16 protein-coding genes are annotated in these 15,946 nt (G+C 30.3%); 4 read left to right on the plus strand and 12 right to left on the minus strand.

The window, feature by feature from the left end; genetic code table 11:
- From Q0997_RS05140 to Q0997_RS05150, 3 genes are all read left to right on the plus strand, one after another.
- On the plus strand, positions 1–3,216 hold a 3,216-nt coding region (locus Q0997_RS05140; protein WP_299885536.1), incomplete at its 5' end, for a gliding motility-associated C-terminal domain-containing protein.
- 7 nt (positions 3,217–3,223) lie between these two features.
- The gene (locus Q0997_RS05145; protein ID WP_299885538.1) at positions 3,224–4,168 is read left to right on the plus strand and encodes a type IX secretion system membrane protein PorP/SprF; all 945 of its coding nucleotides are present in this window, start codon (positions 3,224–3,226) and stop codon (positions 4,166–4,168) included.
- Positions 4,168–6,108, plus strand: a complete 1,941-nt coding sequence (locus Q0997_RS05150; protein WP_299885540.1) for an OmpA family protein — start codon at positions 4,168–4,170, stop codon at positions 6,106–6,108. The genes Q0997_RS05145 and Q0997_RS05150 overlap by 1 nt, the downstream gene beginning before the upstream one ends.
- A 57-nt stretch (positions 6,109–6,165) precedes the next feature.
- Here Q0997_RS05150 and Q0997_RS05155 read toward each other — a convergent pair whose 3' ends face one another.
- Positions 6,166–6,657, minus strand: a complete 492-nt coding sequence (locus Q0997_RS05155; RefSeq protein WP_299885542.1) for a CAP domain-containing protein — start codon at positions 6,655–6,657, stop codon at positions 6,166–6,168.
- Between the two features lie 184 nt (positions 6,658–6,841).
- Positions 6,842–7,489, minus strand: a complete 648-nt coding sequence (gene pdxH / locus Q0997_RS05160) for a pyridoxamine 5'-phosphate oxidase (RefSeq protein ID WP_299885543.1) — start codon at positions 7,487–7,489, stop codon at positions 6,842–6,844.
- Between the two features lie 75 nt (positions 7,490–7,564).
- On the opposite strand from pdxH, the gene Q0997_RS05165 reads away from it, so the two are divergent.
- Positions 7,565–7,996, plus strand: a complete 432-nt coding sequence (locus Q0997_RS05165; RefSeq protein ID WP_299885546.1) for an SRPBCC family protein — start codon at positions 7,565–7,567, stop codon at positions 7,994–7,996.
- A gap of 53 nt (positions 7,997–8,049) precedes the next feature.
- Here Q0997_RS05165 and Q0997_RS05170 read toward each other — a convergent pair whose 3' ends face one another.
- The 10 genes from Q0997_RS05170 to rpsA all read right to left on the minus strand — a co-directional run bounded on the left by Q0997_RS05170 (position 8,050) and on the right by rpsA (position 15,821).
- Positions 8,050–8,187, minus strand: a complete 138-nt coding sequence (locus Q0997_RS05170) for a hypothetical protein (protein WP_299885549.1) — start codon at positions 8,185–8,187, stop codon at positions 8,050–8,052.
- A gap of 148 nt (positions 8,188–8,335) precedes the next feature.
- Complete coding sequence (locus Q0997_RS05175) at positions 8,336–8,497, minus strand: hypothetical protein (RefSeq protein ID WP_299885552.1); 162 nt, start codon at positions 8,495–8,497, stop codon at positions 8,336–8,338.
- A gap of 295 nt (positions 8,498–8,792) precedes the next feature.
- On the minus strand, positions 8,793–8,945 hold the full coding sequence (locus Q0997_RS05180) for a hypothetical protein (protein WP_299885555.1): 153 nt from the start codon (positions 8,943–8,945) through the stop codon (positions 8,793–8,795).
- 143 nt (positions 8,946–9,088) lie between these two features.
- Positions 9,089–9,262, minus strand: coding sequence for a class I lanthipeptide (locus Q0997_RS05185; RefSeq protein WP_299885558.1), 174 nt, complete (start codon positions 9,260–9,262; stop codon positions 9,089–9,091).
- A gap of 138 nt (positions 9,263–9,400) precedes the next feature.
- On the minus strand, positions 9,401–11,110 hold the full coding sequence (locus tag Q0997_RS05190) for a tetratricopeptide repeat protein (protein ID WP_299885561.1): 1,710 nt from the start codon (positions 11,108–11,110) through the stop codon (positions 9,401–9,403).
- A gap of 13 nt (positions 11,111–11,123) precedes the next feature.
- A complete protein-coding gene (locus tag Q0997_RS05195; protein WP_299885564.1) occupies positions 11,124–12,029 on the minus strand; it encodes a ribonuclease Z in 906 nt (301 codons plus the stop codon).
- 6 nt (positions 12,030–12,035) lie between these two features.
- A complete protein-coding gene (locus Q0997_RS05200; RefSeq protein ID WP_299885567.1) occupies positions 12,036–12,368 on the minus strand; it encodes a ribonuclease Z in 333 nt (110 codons plus the stop codon).
- Between the two features lie 4 nt (positions 12,369–12,372).
- A complete protein-coding gene (locus Q0997_RS05205) occupies positions 12,373–13,302 on the minus strand; it encodes an aspartate carbamoyltransferase catalytic subunit (RefSeq protein WP_299885570.1) in 930 nt (309 codons plus the stop codon).
- 21 nt (positions 13,303–13,323) lie between these two features.
- The gene (gene pyrR, locus Q0997_RS05210; protein ID WP_299885573.1) at positions 13,324–13,863 is read right to left on the minus strand and encodes a bifunctional pyr operon transcriptional regulator/uracil phosphoribosyltransferase PyrR; all 540 of its coding nucleotides are present in this window, start codon (positions 13,861–13,863) and stop codon (positions 13,324–13,326) included.
- A gap of 122 nt (positions 13,864–13,985) precedes the next feature.
- Complete coding sequence (rpsA, locus tag Q0997_RS05215; RefSeq protein ID WP_299885576.1) at positions 13,986–15,821, minus strand: 30S ribosomal protein S1; 1,836 nt, start codon at positions 15,819–15,821, stop codon at positions 13,986–13,988.
- Between the last annotated feature and the right edge of the window lie 125 nt (positions 15,822–15,946).

Below are 15,946 nucleotides of genomic sequence, written 5' to 3' on the forward strand. Positions count from 1 at the left end.
TGCGGACCTTGTGGGAATATTACTGTAAACTATACTGTAACCGATGATTGTGGTAATAGCTCTACTGTTACTGCTACCCTATCTTTTGGAGATATCACTGGACCAGATTTATCTACTTGTAATGTAACTGACCAAACTCTAGAATGTGACGGTGATAATAACCAAACCATTGCTGACCAATGGAATGCTGATAACATTGCGGCTATTCAAGCTTGTGCTAATGATATTAATGTTACAGTTACTTCTAACTACGACTTTACAACGCTTACAACTACTTGTGGTGTTGGAGGAACTATTACGATAACATATACTGTGGCTGATGATTGTGGTAACACTACTGACTTAACGGCTACTCTTACTCTTGAAGATACTACTGGTCCTGATTTATCTAACTGTACAGTAACTGATCAATCTTTAGAATGTTCTGGTACAGATAACCAAACTATTGCTGACCAATGGAATGCTGATAATATAGCTGCTCTTGAAAACTGTGGTACTGATACTTGCGATGCTAATGCTACAAATACTGTAACTTCTAATTATGACTTTGCTAATCTAAGCAGCACTTGTGGTTTAGGTGGTACTATTGCGGTAACATATACTGTTGCTGATGATTGTGGTAACACTACTGACTTAACGGCTACTCTTACTCTTGAAGATACTACTGGTCCTGATTTATCTAACTGTACAGTAACTGATCAATCTTTAGAATGTTCTGGTACAGATAACCAAACTATTGCTGACCAATGGAATGCTGATAATATAGCTGCTCTTGAAAACTGTGGTACTGATGCTTGCGATGCTAATGCAGCAAATACTGTAACTTCTAATTATGACTTTGCTAATCTAAGTAGCACTTGTGGTGTTGGAGGAACTATTGCGGTAACATATACCGTTGCTGATGATTGTGGTAACACTACTGACTTAACGGCTACTCTTACTCTTGAAGATACTACTGGTCCTGATTTATCTAACTGTACAGTAACTGATCAATCTTTAGAATGTTCTGGTACAGATAACCAAACTATTGCTGACCAATGGAATGCTGATAATATAGCTGCTCTTGAAAACTGTGGTACTGATGCTTGCGATGCTAATGCTACAAATACTGTAACTTCTAATTATGACTTTGCTAATCTAAGTAGCACTTGTGGTGTTGGAGGAACTATTACGGTAACATATACTGTTGCTGATGATTGTGGTAACACTACTGACTTAACGGCTACTCTTACTCTTGAAGATACTACTGGTCCTGATTTATCTAACTGTACAGTAACTGATCAATCTTTAGAATGTTCTAGTACAGATAACCAAACTATTGCTGACCAATGGAATGCTGATAATATAGCTGCTCTTGAAAACTGTGGTACTGATACTTGCGATGCTAATGCTACAAATACTGTAACTTCTAATTATGACTTTGCTAATCTAAGTAGCACTTGTGGTGTTGGTGGAACTATTGCGGTAACATATACTGTTGCTGATGATTGTGGTAACACTACTGACTTAACGGCTACTCTTACTCTTGAAGATACTACTGGTCCTGATTTATCTAACTGTACAGTAACTGATCAATCTTTAGAATGTTCTGGTACAGATAACCAAACTATTGCTGACCAATGGAATGCTGATAATATAGCTGCTCTTGAAAACTGTGGTACTGATGCTTGTGATGCTAATGCAGCAAATACTGTAACTTCTAATTATGACTTTGCTAATCTAAGTAGCACTTGTGGTGTTGGTGGAACTATTACGGTAACATATACCGTTGCTGATGATTGTGGTAACACTACTGACTTAACGGCTACTCTTACTCTTGAAGATACTACTGGTCCTGATTTATCTAACTGTACAGTAACTGATCAATCTTTAGAATGTTCTGGTACAGATAACCAAACTATTGCTGACCAATGGAATGCTGATAATATAGCTGCTCTTGAAAACTGTGGTACTGATGCTTGTGATGCTAATGCTACAAATACTGTAACTTCTAATTATGACTTTGCTAATCTAAGTAGCACTTGTGGTGTTGGAGGAACTATTACGGTAACATATACTGTTGCTGATGATTGTGGTAACACTACTGACTTAACGGCTACTCTTACTCTTGAAGATACTACTGGTCCTGATTTATCTAACTGTACAGTAACTGATCAATCTTTAGAATGTTCTGGTACAGATAACCAAACTATTGCTGACCAATGGAATGCTGATAATATAGCTGCTCTTGAAAACTGTGGTACTGATGCTTGCGATGCTAATGCTACAAATACTGTAACTTCTAATTATGACTTTGCTAATTTCATATCTGATTGTGGATATACAGGTTCTATAATTGTTAACTATATAGTAGCGGATGATTGTGGTAATACAACAACTTTAATGTCTACTTTAACTTTAGAAGATACTATAGCTCCACAATTATTAACGCCTTTAGATACTAATATAAATGTAGTCTGTTCTGAAATTCCTGAAATTCCTACTGTAGAATTTAATGATGGATGCTCAGATACAGCAGATATTGTTATTGTATTTGAAGAAACAAATGGATTTAATGATGATGGTGAAGACTATGATATAATTAGAGAATGGACAGTTACAGATGCTTGTGGAAATACTGCTACATATACTCAAATAATAAATGTAAGTAATGAAGATACTGTAATAGAAGTAACTGATGAGCGTTGTACAGAAGATGGTCTTATTGATTTGTTTGATTACTTAAACTCTACTACAGATACTTCGGGTACTTGGGAAATAGTTTCTGGAGACACTACAATTGAAGATGGAATTTTCGATCCTTTAGAGGTTGAATTAGGAGATTATGTATTTAGCTATATGATTGGAGATGGTTCTTGTTTTACAACCACAGAAGTAACTATTACAGTTAACGATGATTGTGTTGTATTACCATGTGGTGTGGATGCATTTTCGATATCTAAAGCAGTAACTCCAAATGGAGATGGATTTAATGATTTCTTTGAAGTAAGTGGTGTTAGAAAATGTGGATTTGTTATAGAATTAAAAATCTTCAATAGATATGGTGGCATCATATTTGAGACAACAGATTATCAAAATGATTGGAATGGTTCTTCTATTAAAACTTCATTAGGAAGTGCTGATAAATTACCTAACGGAACATACTATTACGTAATAATAATTAAAGATAGTGGTTTAGACCCTATAACAGGCCCACTATATCTTGGAACGAAATAAATTTTTAATGAAAAATAAGACAGCATTAATATTTACACTTATATTTTTCAGTTTTGCGTTTTCTTTCGCTCAACAATTACCTCAATTCTCTCAATATATGTTTAATACTATATCTATAAATCCTGCTTATGCAGGTAGTAGAGAAACATTAAGCGTTGTGGGACTACATAGAAGTCAATGGGTTGGTTTAGATAGAGGCCCAAGTACACAAACGCTCTCTATTCATTCTCCAATGAAAAATGAAAAAGTAGGATTAGGTCTTTCTGTTATTAATGATCAATTAGGCTATGAAAATTTTGTTTTTGCATACGGAGATTTTTCATATACTATAAAAACTGGCGAAAATACAAAATTAGCTTTTGGTCTTAAAGCCGGTTTTACCCATTACAACTTAGATACTATAGGTTTTTTAGATGATGAAGCTGTGTATTCTGATCCTTTCTTTAGCGATATAAGTAGTCGATGGAATCCCAATGTTGGTGTTGGTTTATTTTGGCATACAAATAAATGGTATGTTGGATTATCTGCTCCAAGAATATTAAATACAGATTATAATTTAGCAAATAGAGTCGATGCTGTTGAATATGTTGCTTTAGAGCGTGTAGGCTATTATTTAACTGGAGGTTATGTGTTCAACTTAAGCGAAAACACAAAACTTAAGCCTGCAGTATTAGCTAAAGTAGTTAATGGAGCACCAATTTCATTTGATATAAATGCAAATTTACTCTTTTTCGAAAAGCTGTGGATTGGAGCTGGTTATCGCTACAATCAAGATACAACTACACTTGGAGGTTTAGTTGATTTTCAAGTACATAAACAACTACGTATAGGTTATACTTATGAATACTTTTTATCAGACTTAAGACCTTATACCAGTGGAACTCATGAAATTTTACTCATGTACGAATTATTTAAACCTAGTAAACGTATTAAATCACCAAGATACTTTTAATGAAAAAATTATTATTCATATTAACCTTTACTTCTTTCGCTTTTGTTCTAAACGCTCAAGTTAAAGTAGCTGATAACTTCTTTAAAGATTATGCTTACATTCAAGCAACTGAACTTTATTTAGAAGTATTAAAAAAAGGAGATACAACAGCTCATATTTTAACTAGAATTGGTGATTGTTATTATAATAATTCTAATGTAAAGTCTGCAAGTTTATGGTATAAGAAAGCTGTGAATAAATATGATGATATCAATCCTGAATATATCTATAAATATATTCAAACACTTAGAAGTTTAAATCAGTATACTGAAGCAAAAAAATGGACTGAAATTTTTAAAGAACGTAAAAAGAATGATAAACGTTTAAAAGAGGAAGATGTATTTGATATAGAAAAATTCGAAGCATTAGAATCTACTGACCGTGTTTATGTTAATTATAAAAACTTAGAGCTAAATACTGAATATTCAGATTTTGGAAGTTTTGAGAAAGATGGACTATTATATTTTGCATCTACAAGAGCAAAAGAAAATACTGAATTAGATGAGAAAAAGTTATATCAATGGAACAAAGAACCTTTCCTTAATATTTACCAAGCAAATGTAAAAATTGAAGAGTTAGAAAAAATAATTAGTGATACAGATCTAATTAATTCAAATTCTATCAATTCAGATTTTCATGAGGCCTCAGTTACTATTACAAATGATGGGAAAACAATATATTTTACTAGAGATAATCTTAGAAAAGGCAAAAAAGTAAATTATGATAAAGGTGGCACCTCAAATTTAAGAATATACAGAGCTAAATTAAATGATGGCACTTGGTCGGATCTTGAAGATTTACCATTTAATGGTGATGATTTTTCAAACGGTTCACCAGCCTTAAGTCCTGATAATAAAACTTTATATTTTGTTTCTGATAGAGAAGGCGGTATTGGACAAACAGATCTTTATAAAGTAAAAATTAAAAATGATGGTACATTTGGTTCTCCGCAAAATTTAGGAGATGAAATTAACACTGAGGGTCGTGAAAACTTTCCTTATGTTGCAAAAGATTCTACATTATATTTTTCTTCAGACGCCCACTTAAACTTAGGCTTATTAGATATTTTCGAAAGTAATATTTTAAAGAATGATACTTTAGATGTTTATATTAAAAACCTTGGCGCTCCATATAATAGCGGTTATGATGACTTTGCCTATTTTGTAGATTCTGATACAAATACTGGATACTTTTCTTCAAACAGAGAAGGCGGAAAAGGAGGAGATGATATTTATTCATTTGGTAAATATGAATGTAAACAAATAATTACAGGAATTACCAGAAATAAACTGTCTAATGATCCATTACCTAAAGTGGTTGTAAAACTAATGGATGAGAAAGGTAAGGTCTTAGAGATACAAACATCTGACAAAAATGGTTTTTATGAATTTAAAGATGTTCCTTGTGATTCAAAATTTATTGTCCTGGCAGAAAAAGTGATTTATAGGCCAGATCAAAGAGAAATTAATACATCTCAAGTAAATGGAGAAGAAACTCAGTTAGATTTATTTCTATCGCCTTTAATTATTGATAGTGAAATTGTAATTAACCCAATTTTCTTCGATTATAATAAATCTAATATTAGACCAGACGCAGCTTATGAGTTAGAAAATATTGTAGTTGTTATGCGTGAGCATCCAAATATGATAATACGAATTGAAGCACATACCGATAGTCGTGGACGCGACGCGTATAATATGAAACTTTCAGACAGAAGGGCTAAATCTACTAGAGATTACTTATTTTCTAGAGGTATTGCAACCAAAAGAATTGAAAGTGCTATTGGTTATGGAGAATCTCAATTATTAAATAATTGTACTAACCGTGTAAAATGTAGTGAAGCTGAACATCAAAAAAACAGGCGTTCCAAGTTTATAATAACTAAAGGTTACAGTAAATAATAAAAAAGAGCATCTAAAATTAGATGCTCTTTTTACTATCAATCAATATATAATTATTTATTTTTTAATAAATATATTAGTGTAATACCAATCACCTTCATCATTTTGCTCTGCAGATATTTCAAAATCTGTAAAATCACCTTCTATATTAGCTTTATGATCTTCACTGTTTAACCAAGCATTAACAACAGATTGTGCATTAGTAAAACCATAGGCAACATTTTCAGAAACAGATACAGCACCAGCATTATTAATTAAATACATTCTTCTGCTTGGAAAATTTGCGTGAGATACATTGTTTGTTTCAACCATATAATCTGAATGTGTGAAAGCTTGACCTTTAATAATATCTAAATCATCTAATGTATTTAATCCTTGACTAATACGATGGTTATTAATAAGTTCTAAAATTTCAATCTCTATAACCTTAGATTGTGGAATAACCATTTCATTATTTTCTAAACTTAACTCTTCAGTTGAGTCACTTGAACAAGACGTTGAAAATACTATTAAACAAGAGACTAAAAATAGGTTAAGTGCATTTTTCATAAGGGATATATTTACTTGGGCACTTTAAAGATAACTAAGCAAATTCTTATGAAATGTTAACAAAATGTTAAAATCGATAAAAAACATGTATTTTAACGGTATTTACTGTTTTTTATCGATGAAAAAGCCGAATTGAATGATTAGATATACATTTCGACGAAATAAAACAACCTTTAATCGTTAATTACGGAGATAGTCTAGTTTTAATCCATTCATTATCAGAGTTTAACTTAAAATCTATACGGTCATGTAATCGATTTGGTCTGCCTTGCCAAAACTCAATCTCTACTGGCTTAACAATATAACCTCCCCAAAAGCTAGGTCTTTCAATTGGTTTGTTTTTATAATGAACTTCTAAATCTTTTAATTTATCCTCTAAGAACTCTCTATTAACAATCACTTCACTTTGATTAGATACCAAAGCCCCTAATTGACTACCTCTAGGTCTTGATTCAAAATAACCATCACTTAGGTTTTTAGCTATTTTTTCTGCTTTACCTTTAATAATAATTTGTCTTTCTGCTCCAGGCCAGAAAAATGATAAACAAACATGAGGATTGTTTTCTATCGCTTTTCCTTTTTCACTATTATAATTAGTATAAAAAATAAACCCTTCGTGAGTATATTTTTTAAGAAGTACTACTCTACTCTTTGGATAACCATCAAGACCAATAGTAGCAATCGTCATAGCATTAGTTTCATCTTCTGGGAAATTAGTGTCAACTTCTAAAAACCAGTCTCTAAATAGCTCTATTGGATTGTTTGGAGTATTATTAAGCAATAATTCTCCTTTCTCATATGATTTACGATAATTTCCTAAGTCTTTTTCCATATTGCAATTTACAAGATTTAAAAATTATTATGCGAAGCAATTTTTATTAACTTTAAAAAATTAAAAACTACAATTATGAAATTCTCATGTTCAGTAGATATAGATAAAACGTTGAATAAAGTCGTTGATGTTTTTTTAAATCCCGACAACCTAAAACATTATCAAGATGGTTTTATAGAAAAAAGACTAATTAGTGGAAGTGCAGGAAAAAAAGGCTCTAAGTCAAAAATGATATATAAAAAATTAGAATTAATAGAAACTATTATTAATAATGATTTACCAGAAGAGTTTTATGCTTTATATGAACACAAGCATATGACGAATACCATGAAAGTTTCCTTTAAATCTTTAGATGAGAATAAAACGCGTTATATCTCTGAAATAGAATACACAAAATTTAATGGCTTATTTATAAAAATGATGGCTAAGTTGTTTCCTGGATTATTTAAAAAACAAGTTCAAAAATGGTTGAATCAATTTAAGAGCTTTGTTGAAACTATAGAATAGAAAGAGCTTAAATAGTATAGCTATTTAAGCTCTTTTATTTTAGTTTATAGCACTTACTTTAAATCACATTGATCTATACAACCTGTTTTATGATCTACAGTTTGTAAGCCTTTTCCTGTAAGTTTTTTTTGATCGAAGTTTGAAATCACTTTTTTGTTTAAGATCAAATTTTTTAAATCTTGTTTTTTCATAATTTTTAATTTATAATGCCTACACTTTATAAGGTTTTCGACTATACCTATCTATCGATTGACACTACCAAACTATAAAGTATTATTATAGATAAAAAAACAACTTAACACAAATTAGATGATTTAAGTTGTTAAAAAAGAAGTTTATTTAATTCATTGCATAACAAACACCATCTTCATCTGGTGCTTTAGTCATAGCAGGTGGAGAAATAGGATCTGTTCCGCCTTTAATTTTTTGCAGTGCAGATAATTGAATTTTTGCAATTACACTCTTAGATAGTTTTAAATTTTTAATTGTTTTTTTCTTCATAATTTTAAATTTTAAATTGTTAATCAATAATTTTATAACTATTTAAAACTAAATATTTTATTTTGATAACCATTAATTTAAAGCCTTAAATCATCTAATTTATGCTTTTATAATGAAGTGTTTTGTGCTAAAAAAGAAGGTAATAAGAGTTTTTTTAGCATGAAAAGATAAAATCTCTTTTAGAAGTCTTGAATAAAGATTTTAAATAAAAAACAAATTTATTACATTGAAGGTAGAGAAAACATTTTATATAATAAAGAGACAACTTTAGTTGTCTCTTTATTATTAGCTATAATTAATAGCATTGCTGATTACCGCACATAGAATATAAAGCGGTTTGTGTACATGTTGGTGTACAAGTATGATGGATGCCTCCTTTAACAGCTTCTTTATCTAACTTAGAAATAGTCTTTTTGTTTAAACTTAATTTAATTTTAGATTTCTTCATAATTAAAAATTTTAATGCCTACAATTTATAAAGGTTTTCAGCTATACCTGTCTATCGATTGACACCACCAAACTATAAAGTATTTTAGAAGATAAAAAGATTACTTAACCTAAATTGGATGATTTAGGGAATCAATTTTATGTTTAATAACATATTTCCATTCCACATTGAGATGCATGAGCAGAAACACCAAATTCTGGAGGAATAGGAGGCGAAATAGGATCTGTTCCTCCCTTAATTTTTTCCACTGTAGATAATTGAATTTTTGCAATTACAGTCTTAGATAAGCTTAGGTTTTTAATTAGTTTTTTTTTCATGATTTAATGTTTTGAATTGTTTCTATACTATATTATTCAATACTTTAAAATTATTGCTTTTATTTTTAAAAGCAATTTTTATTAAACATAAATCATCTAATTTAGGGTTTGTAAAAGACAACTAAAAAATCTAAATTATTATGTGTTAAGTTTTTCTAATTCTTTTATATAATACGAAGGATTAATTCCAGTTGCCTTTTTAAAATGCTTTGTAAATGACTCAGGACTTTTATAACCTACTTCTTTTGCTATATGCATGATTGCATACTTCCTAAATTGTGTATTCGTTTTTAAACGATTAATAGCATAATTTATCCTTAATTCGTTTATATACTCATAGAAAGTTTTTCCTTTTTGTTCTTTTAATATTTTAGTTAAATATGTACCATTAGTTCTAACCTTCTTTGCCATATTAGCTAAAGAACAAGTAACTTCCAAATAATATTCTTGCTGTTCTACTTTTTCAAGTTTTTGCAATATTTCTTCAACTTTAGCATCTGTTATCTTAACTTTAGATGGTCTCTTTTCTGGTTTTATTTCCTGACTTTTAATCAGTTTTTCAAAGCGTTCTTTATTCTTTTTTGCTTCTTTTTTATAATGTAGTATGAAGTATAAAGATGCTATACAAAATATAACGATGAATATTATAATCCATTTATTATAGACTACTCTTTTTGCATCAGCGACATGCATTTTTTTTATAAATTCTTCTGTTACTATTCGCAAATCACTTTCATGCAAAGTGGCTTTTATTTCATTGTTTTCTTTATTAGTAGTAAAAGATAGTTTATCACGTTTAGTTTCATACATGATAGATTTATTAATATTATCTATAGCTAAATAAGATTTTGATAAAAAATCATAAGTGTTTTCTAAAAAAAGAGGTTCAAACTTTTTGTTATTTAACTTTTCTGATTTGTTTACTATAGATAGTACATTTTCAAAGTAATTAATTGCTTCCTTATACTCTTGCTTTTTGTAATAACAACTACCTTTATAAAAAAGCGTTTCTGATAAGCGCTTATTATTATTTATCGCTTTTAAATATTTTTCAGCTTTACTTAAATTATCTAATGATTGATTATAATCTTCTTTTAAAAAATAGGCAATTCCAAAATCATTAAAAAAGTAACTTTCTCCAACTTTATCGTTTATTAATTTACTAATCTCAAATCCTTTGCGACTATAATATAATGCGGAATCAGGTTCCTGCAATTTTAAATAAGTTCCTCCTATTCCCATTAATACCCTTGCGGTATTATATTCGGATACTTCTATTTGCTTAGTTTGTTTATAGGCTGTTTTGTATTTTTCTAAAGCCTCTTCATATTTTCCTGCATTTCGCCTAATTTTAGCAATATTTACAGAAGATTTAAATAAATGTTCTACATTATTTTTTCTTTTTGCATCTTCATAAACTGGCAAATAATATTGGAGTGCTATATAGTTTTTCTCATCCAAGACATAATTATTACCTATCCTTAAAAGAAATAAGTTTTTTAATGGTAAGTTTTTGTAGTTTTTAATAATTTCTACACCTTTTTTAAGTGTATCGATACTATTTTTATATTCTTCCTTAATTGTTAACACAAAACCTTTTCTTAAATAGGCTTCAGCAAGAAGTAATGCGTTTTTATTAATATTTGCTTTATTTATTAATGAATCTATATGCGCATCTGCTATTTTAAAATCTGTTTTTATATAATTATCAATTAAATTAAGAGCCTGCTTGTCTCTTTCAGATATTTCTTTTAAGGTTTCATTTTTTGTACAATTAAAAAAACAAAAAAGTACAATAATTACAATAGCTATTCTAAGAAGTCTATTTCTAATATGCACTAAGATCATAATTTATTATTAATTAAAATTCAAATACTTTTCCATCATCTGCTAACTCAACATTTTCGAAATATTCACTAGCTTCTTCTTTAAAAACATTTAAATCGCCGTAGCGAGTAGAATAATGTCCCAATACTAATGTTCCTACATTAGCTTTTTTAGCAATGCTTGCAGCTTCTTTTGCAGTACTATGTTTTGTTTTTGGGGCTAATTTTGCATGTTGCTCTAGAAAAGTAGATTCGTGATACAAAACATCTACTCTATCTATTATTGGAATAATATCTTCTTTGTAGGCTGTATCACTACAAAAAGCATAGCTTTTTGGTTTATTTGGAGCTTTAGTTACTGTTTTGTTTTTTATAATGTCTCCATCATTATTTTCAACATCGAAACCTTGTTTTAATTTTCTATAATATGCTACATCAATATTTGCATTTAATACAGCATTCATATCTAATTTACGATCTCCTTCTTTCTCTTTAAAAAGAAATCCATTAGTGTAGACGCGGTGATCTAAAGGAATCGTATACACTTCTACTTTTTCATCTTCAAAGATAAGTTCTGATTCTTTGCTAGTTAATTCATGAAAAATTAGTTTATAATCTGTCCAAGAATTGGCTAACTTCATTTGAAGTGTAATCACTTCTTTTAAACCTTTTGGAGCATATATATGTAAATCTGCTTCACGAGTTAATAGGCGCATTGTAGAAATTAAACCTACCAAACCAAAACAATGGTCTCCATGCAAATGTGAGATAAAAATATGCTTAATGCGATTAAATTTAATCTTTTGTTTGCGTAATTGTACTTGCGTGCCTTCGCCACAATCAATCAAGAATTGATGGTTGTTAATTTCTAAAACCTGAGCTGTTGGATTTGTAAATTTACGTGGTGTTGCACTGTAGCAACCTAGAATATTTAGTTTCATTAATTTTTAAAATCCTAAATCACGCTCCATTTCTTCCATTTCAATAATATCACGCGCTTCTTGCATTGTAGGTACTACAACTATTTCTTCTGGCGTTTCATTTGTATTAATTGAGTTTGTAACAACTACAAAAGATTGTTTTGCTTCACGGTGTCTATTTGAAATTCTTAAAAACTCAATAACATCTTGAACGCTAATTTTTCCTAAAGAAGATAATTGAATAATAATATTATGCTTCTCAAATTTTGGATATAATGCTTCTATTTTTTTTACTAGTTCAACAATAGTAGCCTTTTCCTGAGTGATGATGGAAATGTTTCCGTCTTGATCTATAATCATAATTCTACTGTTTTATTTTTGAAGCTAATAAATAAATCACTGCCATCCTAACTGCAACACCATTTTGTACTTGATCTAAAATAATGGCTTGCTTAGAATCTGCAACATCACTAGTAATCTCAACACCTCTATTTATTGGTCCTGGATGCATGATTGTTATTTCTTTATCTAAAGAATCTAATAATTCTTTATTAACTCCAAACTGTTGTGTATATTCTCTTGTTGATGGAAAGTAGCTAATATCCATGCGTTCATTTTGAACACGTAACATATTGGCTACATCACACCATTGTAATGCTTTACGTAAATTAGTTTCTACTTTTACCCCTAATTTATCTATATATTTTGGTAATAATGTTTTTGGCCCGCAAACCATAACATTCGCGCCTTGTAATTTTAAAGCAAAAATATTAGACAAAGCAACGCGACTGTGTAAAATATCTCCAACAATTACTACATTTTTTCCTGCTACATCGCCAAGTCTTTCTCTTATAGAATAAGAATCTAAAAGTGCTTGTGTTGGATGTTCGTGTGCACCATCTCCTGCATTTATAATATTTGCTTTTACATGCTTAGATAAAAATACACCAGCTCCAGGATTAGGATGACGCATAACTACCATATCTACTTTCATAGATAGAATATTATTTACTGTATCTATTAAGGTTTCACCTTTTTTTACAGATGATTGCCCTGCAGAAAAATTAATAACATCTGCAGATAATCTTTTTTCTGCTAATTCAAATGATAATTTTGTTCTAGTAGAATTTTCAAAAAACAAATTAGCAATAGTAATATCACGAAGAGAAGGCACTTTTTTTATTGGTCTATTTATGACTTCTTTAAAATGATCTGCTGTTTCAAAAATAAGTTGAATATCTTTTTCTTGAAGGTATTTAATTCCTAATAAGTGATTGACACTTAATTCGCTCATGTTATTTACTATTATTTATCTTTAATCATTTATTAAATAGACAGTATCTTCTCCTTCATTCTCTTTCCAATTCACTTTTACCTTTTCTTCATTAATGGCATCTACTTGCCTACCACGATAATTGGGTTGTATTGGTAAATGTCTGCTAAATCGTCTATCTATAAGTGTCAACAATTCTATTTCGTTTGGTCTACCAAACGATTGAATTGCTGTTAATGCTGCACGAATACTTCTTCCTGTATATAATACATCATCTATAAAGACTACTTTCTTGTCTTCAACTACAAAGTTAATTTCTGTAGTATTAGCTTCATGTATTTTATCTCCTCTACGAAAATCGTCGCGATAGAATGTAATATCTAAATGACCTAATTGTAAGTTTTTAATTTTATATTCTGTTGTAAGCATATTAGCTAAACGGTTAGCTAAATACTTTCCTCTTGGTTGTATGCCTATTAAAACGGTATTAGAAAAGTCGTTGTGATTTTCAATTAATTGGCAAGCCAAACGATGAAGAATGATGTTTACGGCTGTTGCATTAAGTAGCACTTTTTGACTCATATACTCTGAAAGGGTATTTGAAGAACAAAGGTAAGGCAAAATTTTAGAAGTTGAAACATAAAATTATAAACAAAAAAAGCCTCTAGAAAACTAGAGGCTTTTAATATTATAATGGTTAGAAATTATATCTTTCCGTCCATTTTATCTTTAAGAGCTTGTAAAGCATCGTTAGCATCACCTAAAGTTGGTTTTGCTTCGGCAGCTTGAGCAGCTTGCTTAGCAGCAGCAGCTTTAACATTTGCCATTTCTTCAGCTTTAAAGATTGCAGTATGCGAAGCAACTACTCTCTTAAACTCTTTATTAAATTCAATAATTTTGAATTCTGCAGAATCACCTTTCTTTAATTTCTTACCGTCTTCTTGTTCTAAGTGACGAGAAGGAACGAAAGCTACGATATCTTCATTGAATTCAATAGTTGCACCTTTATCTACAACTTCAGCAATTTCTGCTGTATGCGTAGTGTCTAATGCGAACTCAGTTTCATACTTATCCCAAGGATTATCTGTTGTTTGTTTGTGACCTAAAGATAATTTACGTCCTTCAACATCTAATTCAAGTACTACTACTTCTAATTTATCACCAACTGCACAGAACTCAGATGGGTGCTTAATTTTCTTAGTCCAAGATAAATCTGAGATGTAAATTAATCCATCAATACCTTCTTCTAATTCAACAAAAACACCAAAGTTTGTAAAGTTACGTACAATACCTGTGTGCTTAGAACCTACAGGGTATTTAGTTGTAATATCTGTCCATGGATCTTGCGATAATTGCTTGATACCTAATGACATTTTACGATCTTCTCTATCTAAAGTTAAGATTTGAGCTTCGATTTCATCTCCAACATTTACAAAGTCGTTTGCAGAACGTAAGTGAGTAGACCAAGACATTTCAGAAACGTGAACTAAACCTTCAACACCTTCTGCAACTTCAATAAATGCACCGTAATCTGCGATTACAACTACTTTACCTTTTACTTTATCTCCAACATTTACTTCTTCACCTAAAGCATCCCATGGGTGCTTAGATAATTGCTTAAGACCTAATTGGATTCTTGATTTGTTTTCATCAAAATCAAGGATTACAACATTTAATTTCTGATCTAACTCAACAATCTCATTTGGATGGTTAATTCTAGACCAAGATAAATCTGTAATATGTACTAATCCGTCAACGCCACCAAGATCGATGAATACACCGTAAGAAGTAATGTTTTTAACAACACCTTCTAATACTTGACCTTTTTCTAATTGACCAATAATTTCTTTCTTTTGCTCTTCAATATCAGCTTCAATTAAAGCTTTATGAGATACTACTACGTTTTTGAATTCGTGGTTGATTTTCACAACTTTAAATTCCATAGTTTTATTTACGTATTGATCGTAATCTCTAATTGGCTTAACATCAATTTGAGAACCTGGTAAGAATGCTTCGATACCGAAAACATCTACAATCATACCACCTTTAGTTCTACATTTAACGAAACCATTAACGATTTCACCAGTATCGTGAGCATTGTTTACACGATCCCATGCTTTGATTACACGTGCTTTTCTGTGAGATAATACTAATTGACCAGTTGCATCTTCACGAACATCAATTAATACTTCTACTTTATCACCAACTTTTAAATCTGGATTGTAACGAAATTCGTTAAGAGAAATTACACCTTCAGATTTTGCGTTAATGTCAATAATTGCATCACGATCTGAAATATGCACTACTTCTCCTTCTACTACTTCATCATCTAAAGTATCAACAAAATTTTCTGATACTAATTTTTCAAATTCTTTTAATTGAGAATCTTCAACTTCATCAATACCTTCTTGGTAGTTATGCCAGTTAAACTCTTTTAAGAATTTTTCAGGGTTTGCTTGAGCTTCAGATACTACTGGAGCTTCTTTTGTTGCTGTTGCAGCTTCAGCTACAACCTCTGCTTGTTTTGCTTTTTCAGCCATTGCAGATAATAATTTGTATTCTGTATGCTTGGAAGAGTTTAAAGCGTTAACACACAGAAGTGTTATAAATAATTTTGTTTTAATTCCTTTTCATCTTTCCTATAAATCGCTAAAAAGGAGTGCAA

The sequence above is a fragment of the uncultured Lacinutrix sp. genome (assembly GCF_947500325.1).
GTDB lineage: Bacteria > Bacteroidota > Bacteroidia > Flavobacteriales > Flavobacteriaceae > Lacinutrix.